The 19357-nt window shown below is 38.5% G+C and carries 17 protein-coding genes and 1 pseudogene; 4 read left to right on the forward strand and 14 right to left on the reverse strand.

Annotation, left to right across the window (positions count from 1 at the left end; genetic code table 11):
- Window positions 1-15: 15 nt before the first annotated feature.
- A complete protein-coding gene (locus IRT38_RS05480; protein WP_004964219.1) occupies window positions 16-1191 on the reverse strand; it encodes an acetate/propionate family kinase in 1176 nt (391 codons plus the stop codon).
- A gap of 285 nt (window positions 1192-1476) precedes the next feature.
- The gene (locus IRT38_RS05485; RefSeq protein ID WP_194597141.1) at window positions 1477-2742 is read right to left on the reverse strand and encodes a glutamate-5-semialdehyde dehydrogenase; all 1266 of its coding nucleotides are present in this window, start codon (window positions 2740-2742) and stop codon (window positions 1477-1479) included.
- 355 nt (window positions 2743-3097) lie between these two features.
- On the opposite strand from IRT38_RS05485, the gene IRT38_RS05490 reads away from it, so the two are divergent.
- Entirely contained in the window at window positions 3098-4408 is a 1311-nt protein-coding gene (locus IRT38_RS05490) for an alpha/beta fold hydrolase (protein WP_194597142.1), read from the forward strand.
- Window positions 4409-4451: 43 nt separating this feature from the next.
- Here the strand turns inward: IRT38_RS05490 and IRT38_RS05495 are convergent, their stop codons facing one another.
- Both IRT38_RS05495 and nagZ read right to left on the reverse strand, forming a co-directional pair.
- Window positions 4452-5294 carry a class I SAM-dependent methyltransferase gene (locus IRT38_RS05495; protein ID WP_194597143.1) on the reverse strand — a complete coding sequence of 281 codons (843 nt, stop codon included), beginning with the start codon at window positions 5292-5294 and terminating at the stop codon, window positions 4452-4454.
- A 129-nt stretch (window positions 5295-5423) separates the two neighbouring features.
- The gene (nagZ, locus tag IRT38_RS05500) at window positions 5424-6443 is read right to left on the reverse strand and encodes a beta-N-acetylhexosaminidase (protein WP_194597144.1); all 1020 of its coding nucleotides are present in this window, start codon (window positions 6441-6443) and stop codon (window positions 5424-5426) included.
- Window positions 6444-6678: 235 nt separating this feature from the next.
- On the opposite strand from nagZ, the gene IRT38_RS05505 reads away from it, so the two are divergent.
- Window positions 6679-8862 carry a carboxy terminal-processing peptidase gene (locus tag IRT38_RS05505; RefSeq protein WP_194597145.1) on the forward strand — a complete coding sequence of 728 codons (2184 nt, stop codon included), beginning with the start codon at window positions 6679-6681 and terminating at the stop codon, window positions 8860-8862.
- A gap of 270 nt (window positions 8863-9132) precedes the next feature.
- On the opposite strand, the gene IRT38_RS05510 is transcribed toward IRT38_RS05505, so the two are convergent.
- From IRT38_RS05510 to IRT38_RS05535, 6 genes are all read right to left on the reverse strand, one after another.
- A complete protein-coding gene (locus IRT38_RS05510) occupies window positions 9133-9573 on the reverse strand; it encodes a DUF2147 domain-containing protein (RefSeq protein ID WP_194597146.1) in 441 nt (146 codons plus the stop codon).
- Between the two features lie 249 nt (window positions 9574-9822).
- Complete coding sequence (locus IRT38_RS05515) at window positions 9823-10272, reverse strand: DUF2147 domain-containing protein (RefSeq protein ID WP_194597147.1); 450 nt, start codon at window positions 10270-10272, stop codon at window positions 9823-9825.
- 95 nt (window positions 10273-10367) lie between these two features.
- Window positions 10368-11036: an LrgB family protein gene (locus IRT38_RS05520; protein WP_194597148.1), complete on the reverse strand. Its 669-nt coding sequence runs from the start codon at window positions 11034-11036 to the stop codon at window positions 10368-10370.
- Between the two features lie 12 nt (window positions 11037-11048).
- Entirely contained in the window at window positions 11049-11411 is a 363-nt protein-coding gene (locus tag IRT38_RS05525; RefSeq protein WP_005403212.1) for a hypothetical protein, read from the reverse strand.
- Between the two features lie 37 nt (window positions 11412-11448).
- Complete coding sequence (hflX, locus tag IRT38_RS05530; protein ID WP_194597149.1) at window positions 11449-12798, reverse strand: ribosome rescue GTPase HflX; 1350 nt, start codon at window positions 12796-12798, stop codon at window positions 11449-11451.
- 73 nt (window positions 12799-12871) lie between these two features.
- Window positions 12872-13012: a hypothetical protein gene (locus IRT38_RS05535; RefSeq protein WP_004909183.1), complete on the reverse strand. Its 141-nt coding sequence runs from the start codon at window positions 13010-13012 to the stop codon at window positions 12872-12874.
- Between the two features lie 181 nt (window positions 13013-13193).
- Here IRT38_RS05535 and IRT38_RS05540 point away from each other — a divergent pair, with 181 nt between their 5' ends.
- Complete coding sequence (locus tag IRT38_RS05540) at window positions 13194-14021, forward strand: lysophospholipid acyltransferase family protein (protein ID WP_039048166.1); 828 nt, start codon at window positions 13194-13196, stop codon at window positions 14019-14021.
- On the opposite strand, the gene IRT38_RS05545 is transcribed toward IRT38_RS05540, so the two are convergent.
- Window positions 14014-15579, reverse strand: coding sequence for a phospholipase D family protein (locus IRT38_RS05545; protein ID WP_227592141.1), 1566 nt, complete (start codon window positions 15577-15579; stop codon window positions 14014-14016). The genes IRT38_RS05540 and IRT38_RS05545 overlap by 8 nt on opposite strands.
- Before the next feature lie 163 nt (window positions 15580-15742).
- Between IRT38_RS05545 and IRT38_RS05550 the strand changes: the two genes are divergently transcribed.
- The gene (locus tag IRT38_RS05550; RefSeq protein ID WP_136700417.1) at window positions 15743-16753 is read left to right on the forward strand and encodes a metallophosphoesterase; all 1011 of its coding nucleotides are present in this window, start codon (window positions 15743-15745) and stop codon (window positions 16751-16753) included.
- 11 nt (window positions 16754-16764) lie between these two features.
- Here the strand turns inward: IRT38_RS05550 and IRT38_RS05555 are convergent.
- The 3 genes and pseudogenes from IRT38_RS05555 to IRT38_RS05565 form a co-directional block, all read right to left on the reverse strand.
- Window positions 16765-17265 (reverse strand): annotated as a pseudogene (locus IRT38_RS05555) (OmpA family protein).
- Between the two features lie 3 nt (window positions 17266-17268).
- A complete protein-coding gene (locus IRT38_RS05560) occupies window positions 17269-18492 on the reverse strand; it encodes a diguanylate cyclase domain-containing protein (protein WP_194597151.1) in 1224 nt (407 codons plus the stop codon).
- 5 nt (window positions 18493-18497) lie between these two features.
- On the reverse strand, window positions 18498-19010 hold the full coding sequence (locus IRT38_RS05565) for a YfiR family protein (RefSeq protein WP_409514088.1): 513 nt from the start codon (window positions 19008-19010) through the stop codon (window positions 18498-18500).
- Window positions 19011-19357: the final 347 nt, after the last annotated feature.

Here is a 19357-nt window from a genome sequence, read left to right on the forward strand (position 1 = left end):
CTAACTGTTTGTGGTTTAAGCAGTCTGTTCAATGACTTGACGCGTTTCTTTGGCAATACGCCCTTCTTCATCGGTTGGAACAACCCAAATTTGAGGACCTGTTCCAGCATCAATTCGTCCTTCAGTACCACGTGCTAGGGCATTGTTGTTATCTTGACTAAACTGTAAGCCGAAGTGTGGTAAATATCCCAACGTTTTTTCACGTACGTAAGCTGAGTTTTCACCGATCCCACCCGTAAATACTAAACCATCTAAACGTGGTAGACCGCAACTTAAAGCTGACAGAGATTTTGCTAAGCGATAACAGAACACTTCGATTGCTAAAGTCGCACCTTCATGACCATTTTCAGAAGCTTCCACAAGGGTACGCATATCATTGGATAAGCCTGATAAACCAAGTAAACCACTTTCTTTGTTTAGCATGGTGTCGATCTTTTGAATATCCCACCCTAAGTTACTAGCTAAAAATAAATGTAAGCTTGGATCAACATCACCACTACGTGTACCCATAACTACACCTTCTAAAGGTGTCATACCCATAGAGGTGTCAAGGCTTTGACCATTCCAAACTGCACAAGTAGAACTGCCATTGCCTAGGTGAGCGCTGAGCCAGCCGCCTTGATTTTTGGCACCTGCAAGTTCGCTGGCACGTTCAGTGACATAGGCATGGCTAGTTCCATGGAAGCCATAACGACGTACTTGATGTTCAGTATATAAATTTTGTGGCAATGCATAACGATATGCACGTTCAGGCATCGTTTGGTGGAATGCAGTATCGAAAACAGCAACTTGCGGTAATTCTGGGAATAAGCGCATGGTTGCTTCGATTCCTATCAAATGCGCAGGATTGTGTAGAGGTGCAAGTGGTGTGGCAGCTTCAATACGCTTCACGATTTCAGGTGTTAAAAGTTCGGCTTTCGTTAGATTTCCACCATGAACCACACGATGTCCAATTGCTTGAGGATTATAATTTGCTAAACGAGCTAACAAAGTTTCCAACGCTTTGGCATGGTCTGCATGTGGAATTGATAATTCAAGCGGTTCTCCACCGACCGTTACCCCCTTAATACGCGCATCAGCAGAGCCTAAGTTTTCTGCCAAGCCATAAATACGATCTTCACGACGTTCTGAAACAAGCGCATATTTGATCGACGATGAACCACAGTTAATTACAAGTACAGATTTAGCCACGTTTGAACACCTAACTGATTTTAAATTTTATGACGAACACTTTGATCTTGCTGCAACGCATGGGGCAGTGGAATCAAGCGCAATGTTTTAACATGGGTTGTAACTTAGGCGAAGATAGACTTTAGCCTATACAACTGATTTATAATTGAATCTGATCAGTATAGTCTGTAAATTAAAATGTTCTTTTAATTGATTTGTTTGTTTTAAGCGTATCTTTTGTATAAAAACACGATAAAGATCAAAATGATGCTTTATCGTGTTTGATCGATCTATTCTAGGATTATCTTATTGGCGAATTTGACCATCACCAAATACAATCCATTTTTGTGACGTTAAGCCTTCTAAGCCAACTGGACCACGTGCATGAATTTTATCGGTTGAAATACCAATTTCGGCACCGAGGCCATACTCAAAACCATCCGCAAAACGAGTCGAAGCATTAATCATGACTGAGCTTGAGTCTACTCGTGCAAGGAACTCACGCGCTAAACTGAAATTTTCAGTGATGATGGCATCTGTATGATGTGAACCATACTTATTAATGTGATCAATCGCCTCATCCATGCCACTAACAACTTTAATCGCTAAGATTGGCCCCAAGTATTCTGTGTACCAGTCTTCTTCAGTCGCCGTTTTTACTGAATCGCCAAGAATACGTTGAGTTTCACGGCAACCGCGTAGTTCAACTTGTTTTTCTGCGTAGAGTTCAGCAATACTAGGCAAGAACTCTTCTGCGATCACTTCATCGACTAAAAGTGTTTCCATCGCATTACACACACCATAACGATGTGTTTTGGCATTTAATGCAATTGGTAATGCTTTTTGTAAATCCGCTTGAGCTTCAACAAATACATGGCAATTGCCATCTAAGTGCTTAATCACAGGAATGCGAGCTTCATTGCTAATTCGTTCGATGAGGCTTTTACCACCACGTGGCACAATCACATCAACAAACTCAGTCATTGTGATCAAATGACCAACTGCAGCACGATCAGAAGTTTCAATAACTTGAACTGCATGTTCAGGTAACCCTGAAACCTGTAAACCATGTTGAATTGCTGTTGCAATCGCTTTATTGGATTCAAGTGCTTCAGAACCGCCACGTAAAATAATGGCATTTCCTGATTTTAAAGCTAATGATGCTGCTTCAAGTGTTACGTTTGGACGTGATTCATAAATCATTCCAATTACACCGAGCGGTACACGCATTTTTCCGAGTTGAATCCCTGAGGGGCGATAAGCAAGATCTGTGATTTCACCAATAGGATCGACCAAAGCAATGACATCTTTTAATCCTTGTAACATCCCTTTAAAGCGAGCAGGGGTTAATTCCAAGCGATCTAAAAGCGCATTATCTAATTGGCGTTGGCGCCCATTTTCCATATCAATTTGATTGGCTGCTAAAATTTGCGCTTGGTTATTTTCCAAAGCCGTGTAAATAGCAGACAGTGCATGATTTTTCAAATGAGTGGATGCACTAGTTAAAACTCGAGAGGCACCACGTGCCTGAGTACCAACCTGTTGCATATAGTTTTCAATAGAATCTTGCATAGCATTTTAACGATTGCATGTATTTATAATGATAGTAACAGTCAAATGAAGAACAATGAATAGCCTGAACTCATAATTCAAGAAATTATAAATTGTTAATTAGCGCAATTTTTCTTATAAAAATGAGATGCACGTGTTAAATATAAACCTTAGGTAAAATATTTTGCAAAAGATTATTGCTTTAAACAGGACGAGTGGTGAAGGAAATGATTGCGTATAAAACGTGCATTTGTATAGAATGAAAAATGTAGAGGATAAATGTAATACAAATTTTATAAATTTGTTAATTTGCAAGTAGAAATCGCCAAAAATGAGACTCTTGCAGCAGAAAAATAAACAAGGATGGAGGAAGGATATGAATTCCATTATCCAAATGGACTCGGATTTAAATCATACCTATACAGGTTTTGGTTTTTTCGACATTTACAATAAAAACAGTTTTAAACAACCAGCGCGTACAACATGGATAGATGGTTGGAAAATTGAATATATGGCAATTGCAGATCCTAAAACGATCAACAATACGCCAATTGTAATTGTCGGGGGCGCATTTCAAAACTTTAACTCTTATAAGTATTGTGTTGAGCAACTCTTTGAGAGTGGGCCTGTTATTTTAATCGACTTACCGTCAATGGGTGCAAATCAGCAGATTCGCAATGTTGATACAGGTGAGTCCGCTGGAATTTTAGAATTACCAGATTTGTCTAAGATGCTCGGTCAATGGCTTGATATCGTCGGAATTGAGAAAGTTTCCGTGATGGGAATGTCATTGGGTTCGGTTGTCGCATCATCATTTGCCTATCAACGACCAGAATTGGTTGACCGTATGGTATTGATGGGTGTGATGCAAAAGACCCGTAAAAGCTGGCGTATGCTACTTGAGGAATCACTTCACCTCATGCGAGAAGATCGCATGGAGGAGTTTGGTCAAGCAGTGATTTTGTATCTTGTAAATCATGCCAAGCTTGATAAAACGCGGATGTCTCCGACAGCTAAGCGCTTGTTCTTTAGACAGATGGCAGATTTTACCGCGACAGAGCGTGAGCGTTATGAAATCAACTGCAATCGTTTGTTGCGTTTAAGTGATGTACCTGTACCTCAGTGTATAACTTTGGTAGCTGCAGGACAGTACGATAGCTTTACTTTGCCTCACGAAAATGCTGATTTTGCGCTTCAGTGCGAGAACATGGAATTTGCTTTAATTGCGAATGCCGATCACGTACCTCAATTGCAGCGTCGCAAAGAAACCATGAATTTGTTTACGTCTTTTTTAAAGGGTGAATCCATCGACAATCTTGATGGAATTATCACCATGACACGTGATCAAATGAAAAAAATTGAACGTCGTGGTGAAGAGCGTATTCCTGTACTCAATCCTCATTCTAAATTATCACATCGCCATGATGTGACAGAAGCGCCAGTAGAAATTGTTGATATTACTTTCTTTGGTGTTTACTTAAAGTTGGAACAACTTGAGCAGTTAGAGTTTGTGAAGCAACATCCACGTGATCTTGCATTGCATTTATCTGATGAAGAGGGCGACTTTAAAATCGAATGCTTAATCTTTGATGCAACTGAGCAGGGATTACGTATTTTATTTAAACATGGTAATTTTGAAGTTTCAGATCGTTTGCTTCGATTTATTGAACGTCAGAAACAAGCTTAATTATTGTGAAAAAACAAGTGGTCTATATGACCACTTTTTTATTTTAAGAATTTGATGCTTTAATCATCCATACAAGATCACCTAAATGTTGTTCTGAGTTTTCTAACGTCACATTTTCAAAAAATTGTTTAGGCTGTTGCACGATAACTTGATGAAAACCTGCTTCGTGGAAAAAATGTTCAACTTCTTTTGGTGTTTTGAAATGAAAGCTAAAAGCGCTTCTCGATATCCATTTCAGTAATCTGCTGCTATTCCAAATAATTGTAGCCAGTTTATTTTGAGTGGGTTCGGGATAAAGATCAGTGAGATAATGTAATTGTTTAAAATCACGACCATAATTGGCAATAGCTTGAATGAGTTGTTGTAGTAATGGTTTTTCAAAATAGTTGATTAAACCTTCACTGATCACAACCAAGGGGCGATGAGGATCAAAAACGGTAAATGCAGAAGCAAAGGCTTCGGTAAATAAATCAACAGAAAGTACATCATCAGCGTCGGTTTCAATTTGTTGTAGTGCCGCTTGTTTGGTGGCTGCCATATCAGGCAAATCTAATTCACGATAACAAATACTTGGGTGGTGCTGTCTAAACCACCATCCACGTGGTGATAATCCACAGGCAATTTCAAGCACCTGAAGGTCTGGATACTTTTGAATAAGATCTTCTAAATGCTGATCAAGCATCGTATGGCGTTGTTTCAACGTTGTGCGCATACTGCCACCAACATATTTCTCAGCCCAGCTTTCGATTGGATGTACAAGCGCAGCCAGCGTTCTTCCTTTCGCCGTAGCAAAGACAGGATGAGAAATCCCCATTTGATACCAAATGTATCCCGTATAGTGCGCAGTAAATGATATGTGGCGATGTTTTGAAAGTTGTTGTGTCATCTGTCCTAGACTCAATTCTTAATTTTATTCTATTTCCATGCACAACCTATTTGCGCGAGGATGTTGACCCATTCAATCCTGAACAGGTCAATCAGATGATGAGTTAAATCATCTTTTATTTATCGCAAGTTAAAACGAATTCTTAAACTCTTCAATGACTTTTCTGACGTTGTTCCAATTTTCATCTAACACTAGTGTAGTACCCACTTCGATATTTGGAATTTTACCGCGCATACGTTCTAAACGTTGTTGATTTGGTAAAGCCAATGTTCTAATACCATCTAAAGCGATACATGCAGCTGCACGGTCATTACACACCAAACCCATGTCACAACCTGCATTTAATGCTGCTTGAATACGCGCATCTGCACCACCTGCAACACATGCGGCTTGCATGCTTAAGTCATCAGAGAATAGTACACCATCAAATTTTAGTTCTTGGCGTAAAATCTGTTGTAACCAAAATGGAGAAAAGCCTGCTGGATTTGGATCAACTTGATCATAAATCACATGTGCAGGCATAAGAGCATCTAATTGAGGCATAAGCTGAATAAAGCTTTGCATATCTTTGTCATAAATTTCTTGATATGAGCGACTATCAATTGCAGCTGCAACATGCGAATCGGCTTTGACTGAGCCGTGACCAGGGAAGTGTTTGCCTGTAGTTGCCATGCCTGCTTTTTTCATACCACGCATAAAGGCAGCTGCAAGAGGTACGATATCTTGCATATTTTTAGCAAAACCACGATCACCAATCACATCACTAATGTCATTTAGATCCAGTACAGGTGCGAAACTGAAGTCAATACCTACAGCCAGTACTTCAGTTGCCATCAACCAACCACATTGCTCAGCCAAAGTAACGGCTTGTTCTGGCTGGTCTGAGTAACGCTCTCCAAGTCTTCCCATTGCAGGAAGTAGGGTGAAACCTTGTCTTAAACGTTGAACACGTCCACCTTCTTGATCTACAGCAATCAAAATGTCAGGGCGAACTTGTCGCATATGATCGGTTAAAGCACGTACTTGTTGAGGTGATTCAATATTTCGAGCAAATAAAATCATTCCACCGACTTGCGGTGCTTGTAATAGTTCAATATCTTCTTGTGTAAGTTCTGTGCCAGCAATATCTAGCATCAATGCGCCGATCATATAGATTCCGTTTGAATTTTGATGTAAAAAACGATAGATAAATTGTGCAATGATTTGCTACATTTTGTCAGTACAGAATATGATAAAACTACATGATATTGATGATAAATACTTGTTGGTCATTTATTTAACACAGCCGATAAGTAGACACATTGGTTAAAAACGAATGAAATATGTTCATCTCGATTCGATCAGCGTGTAATAATTGCCATATCCAAGGAAGTACCAAAATTTTATGAAACTTCAAATGATAGCGTGTGCAGTTGCAATAGCGACTGGTGGATTATTTTTCTCTCATACTGTAAATGAGGCATTTGCAGCGACAGAGTCGCCAGTCGTTTCGACGGTAATTAAACCTTCACAAGAACAAGCATTGGTCGCACGCCAGTTAGCAACACTCGTTGATCGCCAACATTATTTAAATATGCGTTTAGATGCGGCAACATCTAATCGTATTTTGGATATGTATTTGGATAGTTTAGATCCAGATCATTCTTTATTTTTAAGCAGTGAAGTTGAAGACTATAAAAATAAATATGGCTCAAGTTTTGGTAGCGCTTTAAAAGCTGGGAACTTGACTGGACCATATGCCATTCATGCTCAATATCGTGAACGTTTAAAGCAGTTTTATAAGTACATGTTGGCAGAGTTGAAGAAGCCACAAAACTTAAATCAAAAAGATGTTTATCTTGAGATTGATCGTGAAAAAGCGCCCTATTTCAAAACATCAGCAGAGCAACAAAATCATTGGCAGAAAATGCTAGTTTCACAGTTGATCAATTTGACGATCAGCAAAGAAGAAGAGCAAGCGAAGCAAAAGGCATTAAAGGCAAATCCTTCTCTTGCCAATGGTCAAGATTTGACGGGTCCAGAAGACCTCACGCCAGTTCAAACGCTCACTAAGCGTTATACACGTCAGTTAGAAAGAATAGGTCGTATAAAAAGTGATGATGTTTTAGATAAAACTCTAAATGCAATGTTGGCGACCTATGATCCACATAGTAATTACTATCCACCAATTGATGCAATGGAGTTGAATCGTCAGACAACTTTGCAGTTGGAAGGTATTGGTGTATCAATTCGTCCTGAACGTGGCAATGAAGATTACACCAAAATTGAAACCATCGTAGAAGGTGGACCAGCAAGTAAATCTGGTCAAGTCAAATCAGGCGATCGTATTATTGGCGTAGCCCAAGATGGCGAAAAAATGGTTGATGTTATTGGTTGGCCGAGTTCAGAAATTGTTGGTCTGATTCGTGGTAAACGTGGAACAAAAGTCGTTGTGCGCTTACTTGGTCCTGGCGCATCCATGAGTCAGGCTCGTAACGTTACTTTAGTGCGTGATGTCATCCAAGAAGAAGATGCAGGTGTTCGTTCACGTACCGTTGAAATCAATCGAGATGGCAAAAAGCATGTCTTTGGTGTCATAGAAATTCCATCATTCTATTTTGATTATCGTTCACGTCGAGCGGGTGCTGAATATCGCTCTGTGTCTGAAGATACTGCAAAAGCATTTGAATCATTAAAAGCACAAAAAGTGGAAGGTGTGTTGGTCGATCTGCGTAATGATCCAGGTGGTTCTTTAGAAGAAGTTGCTCGTATGCTTGGACAAGTGATTAAATCTGGACCTGTGGTACAAATCAGAGATGGCAACGGTAATGTGAATGTCTTTGAAGATACCGATGGGGGTGAGCAAATTTATGCAGGGCCTATGGCCGTTCTTGTTAACTTAGCATCTGCATCTGCAAGTGAAATTTACTCTGCAGCGATCCAAGATTATGAGCGCGGTATCATTATTGGTAGTACTACCACAGGTAAAGGTACAGCCCAAGTTCAACTAGATTCTTTGGCACATGGTCAGGCGACCTTAACACAGCGTAAGTTTTATCGCGTTACAGGTGGAAGTACTCAAAATAAAGGCGTGATTCCTGATATTAAATTGGTCGATATTTATAACGATGAATTTGGTGAGCGTAAAGCTAAGAATGCCTTGAAATGGGATACCATTCCTACTGCGCCATTTAAACGTGAAGGTTCAGTCCAGCCGTATACAGTGAAGTTAACTCAGTTATCTCAGCAACGTGTAGCACTTGATCCGCAGTTTAAATATTTGCAGGCTCGAACTGCAATAAACCAAAAAAATGCCGACCAAAAACGTGTGGTGTTGGATATAGATCAGCGCCGTGCTGAACTCATCGACTTAGAAAAACAAACCTTAGCAGTGGAAAACCAACGCCGTGCAGCAACGGGTCAAGTACCGTATGCCAATTGGGAGAGTTTTCAAGCCTCGATTGATGCCTTGATTGAATCTCGTGCCAAAATGAAAGCGCATTTGCGCCCGGCTTTGCCTGAAGAGGAAACTTTCATTACTGAAGCGGCCAATGTACTGCTGGATTATGCCAAATTACAAGCGCGTTAATTTACGCAGCGAGTAGGCAATAAAAAACCTGTCCGTGTGAACTGCACCCCGAAAGTTGGGCACTTCTAGTCTAATTTAAAGGGTGCTTTTTTATGTTGAAGGTTGGTGACAATGCTTAAAGCTAAAATGGTTTATTTGTGTGTGGTGTAGGGCATTTTCTAAGTATTCAAGATGGACTAAAGGTTAAAAATGACATAAAAAAGCTTCTTCGATTTTTATTCAGCGAAGAAGCTTTTTATTATACAAACAAGCACAAGGGCTGCGTGCTATTTATTCACGAATCCAAACTTGATTGCGCCCTAAAGCAGATACACCAACATAACCGCGTAAAGTTAAGCGTTTACCATTCGAGCTGAGTTTGGCTTTCATACTGTACACTTTGCCAGTGTTTGGGTCGAGAATACGACCACCAGTATAATTGTTGCCTGAACTATGTTTTAAACCAGTGAGTACATCTAAACCGAGAATTGGTTTGTTGGTATAGGGAGCTGGGCAGTCTACACAGATTTCCTTTGGCGTATAGCCAACACGTGGGGTGATTTTGATAACTTTTCCGACATAGTTGCCATTCGCATCTTTGCGAATTTCCACTTGACCCTTAGGTGCTCCAGTTTTGTCATCAATGGTTTGCCAAAGACCGGTAATATCTTCGGCAAAAGCAAAACTTGTCATGGCAGATAACAATAATGCACTAATCAGTTGTTTGTTCATTATTAACACCCTTAATAAGATCCATTTAACGCTTGAATCTGATTATGTAGTACAAACAGCAACCAGTTCAACAATATTTTATCTGATTGTTGTAAATTTCATGTTAAATGTAGGATAAATGTAGTAGGTCACATCGCATGAAACATCGTATTTACTGTCATTGCAAAGGCGGCGTAACGAAAAAAGCGTCTTCGTTTGTTACAACGAAGACGCTTTGCAATTGGTTTATCTGTTTGAGCTAGTGTTAGACTATTTGCTTTCACGCAGCCAAATTTGGGTTCGCCCTAAAACCGATACCCCGACATAGCCGCGTAAAGTTAAGCGGTTACCATTTGAGCTGAGTTTGGCTTTCATGCTGTACACTCTGCCAGTGTTTGGGTCGAGAATACGACCACCAGTATAATTGTTGCCTGAACTATGTTTTAAACCAGTGAGTACATCTAAACCGAGAATTGGTTTGTTGGTATAGGGAGCTGGGCAGTCTACACAAGTTGTCTTTGGTGTATAGCCTGCGCGTGGGGTAATTTTGACAATTTTCCCGACATAGTTGCCATTCGCCTCTTTACGAATCTCAACTTGACCCTTCGGTGCACCCGTCTTGTCATCAATCGTTTGCCAAAGACCAGTAATATCTTCGGCAAAAGCAAAACTTGTCATGGCAGATAACAATAATGCACTCATTAATTTTTTGCTCATCATTTATATCCTCATTAATATCCATTTAATGTTTCAATCTCATTATGTAGTAAAAATAACAACTAGTTCAATATTATTTTATCGTACTGTTGTAGATTTCATGCTAAATGTAGGATAAATGTAGGCAGCCAAATCGCTGTAAATACACCGTTTACAGCCATACCAAAAGCAGCATAGCGTCCAGTGACAGGACCACGTTGCCAAGCTTGTGCTGTACCAATCGCATGTGCAGCTAAACCTAAAGCCAAACCTGATGCACGCTCATCATGAATATGCTTCAGAATCCATGGAGAAAATGCAGCACCAATCACGCCAGATAAAATTACAATCAAGGTCACCATCATTAAAGGAGCATGCAGTAAGGTTGCAATATTTAATGCGATAGGCGTGGTGACTGCACGAGTTGCAAAAGCCAAGATTGTCGGTTCAGACATATGCAAAAGATATGCAAGTCCCATTGGTAAAGCGACCGCACTGATACTGGCAAAACATAAAATACCGAGCATAGACTTGAGGGGTAAATCGTCATAGCGCATAGCAGCCAATGGAATTGCTAATGCAACGGTGACATAACCTAGTAAATGATTAAAAACATCATTTACACTTTTCATGTATTGCTCGTAGGGGATTCCTAAGACAGCCAGAAAACCAATCACGATAAACATCGCAAAGACAATCGGTGGAATTTGTGGCATACGTTTATTCAGTGGTTTAGCGATCAGATAGCTAACTAACGTGATTATAAAGCCATAAATAATCATGAACATATTTAGAGACTCCTATAACCAGCGTTTTGCCATTTTTGCGTAAATCCACAATGGCAATAAAGTACTGAGAGTTAATACAAACAAAAACATTGGAATTTCTTTGCCCAAATGTACCAACATAATTAATGAACCAGCACAAATGGGAAGAAAGGCGAAAGCACTCTCTTTCATAATTTTGTTATTGGTATCAATGAGACGATTCGAGATTTTTCTGAAACGTCTCCATATTAATAATGTGACCAATAAACCTATAAGACCTACTAAATTACCTAATTCAGGATGGTGAAAGACTTTGGTAATTGCAACAGCACCTTCACGAAACACAATAATTAACAGGATCGTGCAAAACCAAGCTGTCCAATCTATATCTTTCATTTCTCTTAAACTCGTATCTATATTCTCAAGGTCGCTGTTAATGCGATATTGTGGTGTCATTTAGCTCGAACTCTTCCAATGGTCGTTGGAAAAGAGTCGCTTTTTGTCCCAGAATTTCATCGAATGGCAAATGAGCTTGTTTAATCAGCTGCTCAAGTTTATTAGGTGCCATACACACGGTTAATTGTAAATTACCTTGTTCATCATAATGTTCAGATTGAATAACATTTAGCGTGTATAGCTGAGTGCGTAGTTTTCCGTAGGCAGGTTTAAGAACTAAATCGAAGTGTTGTAACTGTCTCATAAGGCATTGTTGAACAGCTTGACTCAATAATTCAAGTCCCTGTCCTGAATGAGCTGAGACATAAACTCGATCTGGAACATCGGGGGCTTTGTAGATGATTTTTGCTGCATCACCACTGAGATCAATTTTATTATAGACATGCAAAATAGGGGCATCTGCTCCGATTTCTTTTAACACGCTTTCAACGGCTTCAATTTGTTCATCCATATTAGGGCTACTGCTATCAATAACATGTAATAGCAATGTTGCTTCTAAAGTTTCTTCTAAGGTTGCTTTGAAAGATTCAACTAAGTCGTGTTGAAGATTGCGGACAAAACCAACTGTATCAGCTAAAACAACGGTACCGATACCATCCCATTCCAAACGTCTTAAAGTTGGGTCTAAGGTTGCAAATAATTGATCTGCTGCATAGACATCACTTTTTGCCAAGATGTTAAATAAAGTCGATTTTCCAGCATTGGTATAACCGACTAAAGAGATGGTCGGTATCGCCGCTTTCTGACGTGCCGCACGACCTTGTAATCGAGTCTGTTGAACTTTAACTAACTTGTCTTTGAGTTGAGTTATTCGAACACGAATCAGACGACGATCTGTTTCTAATTGTGATTCACCTGGACCTCGAAGACCAATACCACCTTTTTGTTGTTCTAAATTTCCAGTGAAACCGCGAATCAAGCGAGTGGATAAGTGTTTGAGTTGTGCAAGTTCAACTTGAAGTTTACCTTCATGTGTACGGGCACGTAAGGCGAAAATATCTAAAATAAGTCCAGTGCGATCAATTACACGACATTTCAGGATGCGTTCCAAATTCCGTTCTTGAGCAGGAGAGAGTGAATGGTCAAAAATGACTAACTCAGCTTCTAATTCTTGTACCAACTCAGCAATTTCATCTACCTTACCGGAACCAATAAAGAATTTAGGATCTGGTTTATTTCTTTGCACAGAAATATGTTCAAGAATTTCTGCGCCTGCGGATTGTGCGAGCAATTGGAACTCTTCAGCATCAAGGTCATCGAGCATTTGAACAGAGATACTAACTAAAACTGCTCGCTCACCACTTTGTCGCTGTGTAATATTTTCCACGCTGTATCTTATCCTAGGCATTGAACTCCTATTCTAGAATAAACTTCAACGAAAGGGCAAAAAGTTAGACTGTTTATATGAGATTACGACGTAATAGCTCAATAAAACCAATCAGGGTGCCCATATATAGAATTGACCAACCTAGAAACATTTTAAGAGCGTATCCATAAGAAATTTTAACGTCTTCGTGGTGAGTGCTCATTTCGGGAGTCATAATCTTACCTCTTGATCAGTTATTTCGATTTACTTATGATAATCAATCTGTTTATTCATTTAAAATTGAAAAAAATTATCTCCACGTTCGCTTTTTGTCATCAATGAAACTTTTATCCAAAGATATTTGCGTGATATAACAAGTTAATAACATGCAGACTTGCATACGGTTTTAGTGATTTATGACTCAAGAAACATCAGCAGTTACTGGTACACCTTTAAATTTGTTATCAAAATTTAGTTTATACAGTAGAAAATTGGCTTCGGGCTTAGAAACGATTGGTGAAGGTTTTTATCTCATTTATCGTCACGGCTTATATAAAGATCCTAATAACCCTGTTAACACACGTTATGTACAGTATTTTTGTCGACGTTTATGCGAGGTTTTCAATATTGAGGTACAAGTTCATGGAACTATTCCTCGTGAGCCAGCGCTTTGGGTGAGCAATCATATCTCATGGTTAGATGTAGCGGTGCTTGGTTCAGGTGCTCGCATTTTCTTTTTGGCAAAAGCTGAAGTTGAGAAATGGCCAATTTTAGGCAATCTTGCAAAGGGCGGTGGAACACTTTTTATTAAACGTGGTTCAGGTGATTCTCTCCGAATTAAAGAACAGATCACTGAGTTTTTGAAAAAAGATATTCCTGTTCTTTTTTTCCCAGAAGCGACCACGACAGATGGTCGTAAAGTCAAAAAAGTTCATGGTCGATTATTAGGGGCAGCGATTGAAGCTCAGCGTCCTGTGCAGATTTGCGTGATTTGCTATGTCAACCAACAAGGTGAATTGGACATGATCGCACCTTTTATTGGTGAAATGTCTTTTGCAGAGCATGTACAAAGAGTTTTGGAAATGCCTCAAGTCACGGCTCACTTACTAACTTTACCTGCAATTCCTGTAACTGGACATACAGTCGATACACTGACCAAAGAAGTTGATCAAAAGATGAGAGAGGGACTTGCTGAGTTACATCGTAAGGTATTAAAAGTGATGCCTGACAGCGATGTTACATAAAGCCTTCTATAGGTAGCCATGACAGGAATTTTACACCAGCTTTTTGCCACCATTTCATTCGAGGCTCCTTGGTGTGATTAATCATGCCTTCATTGGTTTGACGTTGCCAATTAATGTTTTTGTTGGCATCTAACACTAATTTATATGCATATTTGCTTAAGTTTTGATCCATCGTATTATGAACAGCTTGGGCTAGAGGTGGGCTATTTAATAAAACCCCGATTTCTGTATTGAGATAAGCTGAGCGTGGATCGAAGTTAAAGGAGCCAATAAATACCTGTTTTTCATCTAAAGCCATCAGTTTGGCATGTAAACTTGAACGGCTTAAACCTTTCATATTGACCTTGGCTTTTTTTGCCAAATCATCGGTATGCTTATCCAAATCTTCTTTGTCTAAAGCTGGCACAAATTCATAAAGTTGAACGCCGTCTTCAAGCAATCTCTGACGATACTTACCATAAAAAGCGTGTACTACAGCGACATCATTGGCTTTAAAAGAGTTCGTTAGAACTCTAACCTTGACACCACTTTGCGCTAAGTCGCCTAATGTCTTCGCACCCTTTTTTTCTGGAACGAAATAAGCAGAGATCAAGTCGATATTTTTTTCAGGTTTTTCTAGGTGATTGATCAGCTGAAAGTTTAAATGCTCATGCTTTTTTGCTTTTGATTTCACTTTGTCAGGAGAGTCTTTTACTACTTCAGCTTTAACCCAGTCTAATGCAATCTCGCGATTCATTAGTGACTTGATCGCGGTGGATTCGCTGGTTAAATCAAGATAATTCTGCACTGTTGATTTTTTATAGTGATCATCTAATTGTTGTTTTAAACTTTCGTAGCTCAAGCGATGTGATTTGGGATTGACGATTTCTCTAACATCATAAGCATATTCATGATTCCAGTAATCATCAAAAGATTGGGAAATATCATTGACTGCCGTACCGAAAAGCATGACATCAACATCAGAGAACTGATAACTATCACTAACATTGTAGTACTGATTTGTCATATTTCGACCACCGATCAGGGCAACTTGATGGTCTGTAATAAAGCTCTTATTGTGCATCCGACGGTTAATGCGTTTTAAGTCAAAAATCATATCTAAAGCACGATATTTGCGAAAACGATATGGATTAAATAATTTAATTTGAATATTAGGGTGCTGTGCTAAGGCGAGGAAAATCCCTTCAGTTTGTTTGGCATTATTATCATCAATCAATAAGCGTACTTTGACGCCGCGATCCGCTGCTCGAATCAGTGCATGTAAGGCGAGTGCACCGACTTTGTCATTATCCCAAATATAATATTGAAGATCTAAAGTTTTTTCAGCTTTATCAATTAAACTTAGACGAGCCGCCAATGCTTCTAAAGGTTCAAAAAGAACATGATACCCAGTCAAATTTGGGTTTTGTTGCTGTAAAGGCTCGATGATTTGAGCTAAAGTGGTTTCTGAAGTGTCAATAGGTTCTACGGCAACTGAAGCTGTAGGCAAGGTTTTATGTTCAGGTAAGGTACTACAGCCACTAACGCCGATCGCAATACTGCAATAAATCGCAAGCATAGTTTTATTGTAAGTAGTTGTACTTATATGTGTATGCTGACTATTTATCTGAGAAAATTGCGTCATAATTATTACTGATTAAATGTTGTGCTTGAGTATAGCATTTCATCAAAAAAGATAAATATAAGCATGCTGTCCTTAGGTGAGGTTGATGAAGTCTGTAATGTATAGTTCAGATACAGTTATTTTTATTTTCTATGCTATTTTTGCACTTCTAGCACTTTGGGGATTAATTCAAGCTTGGATTCATCAATCTCGGACTGAAACTATACATCCTTTTAAAGCGTTTATTCATTTATTAGCGTTTTATTTATCCTATTTGTTAATTCCACTATGGTTTTTTAGCTTATATACAGGTTGGTCTGACTATTATAGTCTGCACCAAAGTACTTTCGTATTTTTATTGAGTAGTTTGTTAATTTACGCTCGATTTATTGAACCTCATATTGTTCAAGTGAAGCATCATCAATATCGTTTACATCCAGACCGAGAGTTTACTAGACCAATAAAATTGGCAGTGGTTGCAGACATGCATGTTGGATTATTTTCAGGACATGAACGCCAATTAAAAACCATTGTCAAAAAACTCAATCAACAACAACCAGACCTTGTTGTCGTTGCTGGTGATTGGACTTATGAGCCTGAAAATAGATTGGTTCAAGAGTTAGCAATTTTGCGTGAAATCCATGCGCCAGTTTATTCAGTACCTGGTAATCATGATGAGCAATATCCTGGGCCACCGATTCAAGCGTTGTTGAAACAAGCATTAGAACACAATGATGTTATAGATATAGAGGGGAAGATTGTTGAGTTTGACGAGTTTCGATTGATTGGTGTTGGAGATCTCTGGGCTGGTAAAGCGAACATGCGATACATGCCTGAATTACCACAGGATAAACCATGGCTAATACTGTCTCATAACCCTGATACCGTGGATATGGTTCCAGAATTGCCTACACGACCTTTGATGGTTTCTGGTCATACTCATGGTGGGCAAATTGAGTTGCCGTGGATTACTAATTATATTATGAAGCGAGTCTCGATTTTAGGGCATAAAAAGGGATTCTATACCCATGAACATGCTGATGTATTTGTGACCGTTGGTACAGGTATGGTTGGTGTACCATTTCGATTCCGAGTTCCACCGACAATAGATATCATTGAGCTAAAATAAAAAAGCCAACATTACAGTTGGCTTTTCTCAGTAATTTTTAATTTAAGGATAATAATAATCGCTACACGACGATTACTAGCTCGATTTTCATCTGATGTGTTAGGTACGAAAGGTTGATTTGAACCACGACCAATCACATTTAAATTTGTTTGCTTAAAGCCTTCGTTCAAGAAAATTCCTGCAACACTTTGAGCTCACTCTTCAGAAAGCTTCTGATTGTATTCAGGGTTTCCAATATCATCTGTATGACCCACGATTTTCAGTTTTTGTAGATCATACTTGTTAAGTTGTTTGGCCAAGCGAACAATTTCTTTGCTATTCTCAGGTTTAATATCTGATTTATTAAAATCAAAAAGTAATCGTTCAGGTAATCCTAAGCTCCAGCCTTCTTCTGTCAGCACAAAGCCTTCTTTTTTTAACATTTTGACCTGACGATACTTCAATGGACCAAAACTCAAGCAGCCAGCGAATGTTAGGCAGAGTAACGTTAATGGTTTGAGCGCGCATAACATGTCCTAAATTTCTGGTTTATATAAAAACCAATGAGGGATTAAATTTTTAGCTTTATACATCGCTTGATCTGCTTGCATTACCAAATCTTCTGGATTTTCTGCATACTGGGAGAAAGCGATACCTAAGCTAAAACCAAAGTGAATAATTTCACCGTTAAAATCTAAAGGCTCCTTACAACTCGCGAGTAAACCTTCAGCAATCGCTTCGAGATGATCAGCGTGATGAATTGAATGCAAAATAATTGCAAACTCATCACCACCTAAGCGAGCAATAAAATCTTCTTGCCTGACAGATTGTTTTAAACGTAGAGCCATTTCTCTTAAAACGGCATCACCTGCTAAGTGCCCATAACGATCATTGATCACTTTAAACTTATTGTTATCAATAAAAATTAAAGCAGAATTTTCTCTATAACTTGGATTTTCAAAGATATTCAATAATTCTTCATAGAAAAAATGACGATTAGGCAGTGTCGTAAGTTGATCATGATGAGCTTTGAAGGACAACTGCCTGTTTTCTTTTTGTAGGTTCGTATTCCAAATTTGAATTTCCTCTAATAGCTCATTAAATACATTATTCAAATTTTGGAATTCTTTAATGTGATTACTAGGAAATCTTAAGTTATAAGCTTTTTGATCACTGACTAGCTGAGCAATATGAGTAAGTGGTTTAATTGCTTGCATAATTTGACGATAAGTTAAATTAACTGACCAAAGTAATGCAATCACGATAAAAAACATTGAAATGGCTAAACCAATAATAATCGTCTTTAAAAAGTGAACAATATTTTCTGAGCTACCATAAAGAACCAATTCTCCGACCTTCTTTTGGTGGTGGAAAATCATCAGTTTAATTGGATCATGCAGGAACCATTCATCCAACATTTTTTGTAAAAAAGACGTACTGGCTATTTTTTTTGTACTTTCTGCTAACAATTGTTGTTGTGGATCATAAACATGAATACTACGTATGGCGTGTTCGGTTGTGTAATCCTTTAAAATTTGATCCATTGCCCCTTTATCCTTAAACACGACTGCTGGTTGAATCCGTTCAATAACAGTTTGGCTTAACAACTGCAGATTTTGTTTGGCGTAGGTTTCCATTGTAAACATAGAAATCGTAGCGAAAGTACATGAGCAAATCACAAAAGTAATAGCAAAAATAGTAAATTGAGATTTACGGAATAATGCATGTAATGAAGTAGATTGATATAAATTTGAAATCACTTTAACTACTCCGTGTTCTTCGCCAAGATTAAGACTCGAGGGTCGATGTGAACCTTGGAATAACTTAATGCATCCAAATTAACTTTAAACGTAGGAAATGATTTTCTATTGTAAAGACAAAAAATACTGCCTATTTCACATGCAGGATTATTGGTACTAAGTGAAAGTAGATAGCGAGATGGATAAGACTGAATTAATGATTGTTGTTGTTGAGGTGAGGTATTTGAAAAATACGCCACATGACATTCTGTTCCAGGAAATTCTTTTGTATTAACAGATTGAACCTGATAGTCGTAAGTGAGCAGCTTAAAACTTGTTTGAAATTGATTGGCTGCTTCTGGATTATCTAAAACACAAATCACGGGTTTAGATGTGTTCGGCCATTTAGTATAACTTAATATAGTTAACGTCAGTTCATAGAAGGTATGATTTGAAAGGGCGTAACTGAACTGACCTATAGTTATTGAAACTATAAGCAATATAAATTGAGCTGTTGCATGTAAAAACCATATTTTCAATCAAAAAAAAACCAAAAATGTGAACCAAGAGGCACATTCTACTGGAGTTAATTGTTTAAAAAAAGTTCTTAATATCAAATCTAAATGATAAAAAATTACTATTCAGTCTAAAAAGTGTTCTGTTGAATAAGTTTTTTTTGGAAAGGTATTGCAACCCTCCTGAAATGCTGTAGAATGCACATCCATCGGCGGTGATGCGGATAAAAACTTGTTGAGAAACAAGGATTTGGCTAAAGTGGTTAGATTCTTGGGTTGTTTGATAAGTTTTAAAAATATCTAAATTACATGTTGACTTTAAAGAAATTTAGAGTAATATAGCCGACCTAGCTTGATGATGACGAATCATC

Origin of the sequence: Acinetobacter sp. SK-43 (assembly GCF_015351505.1) — a bacterium.
GTDB lineage: Bacteria > Pseudomonadota > Gammaproteobacteria > Pseudomonadales > Moraxellaceae > Acinetobacter > Acinetobacter junii.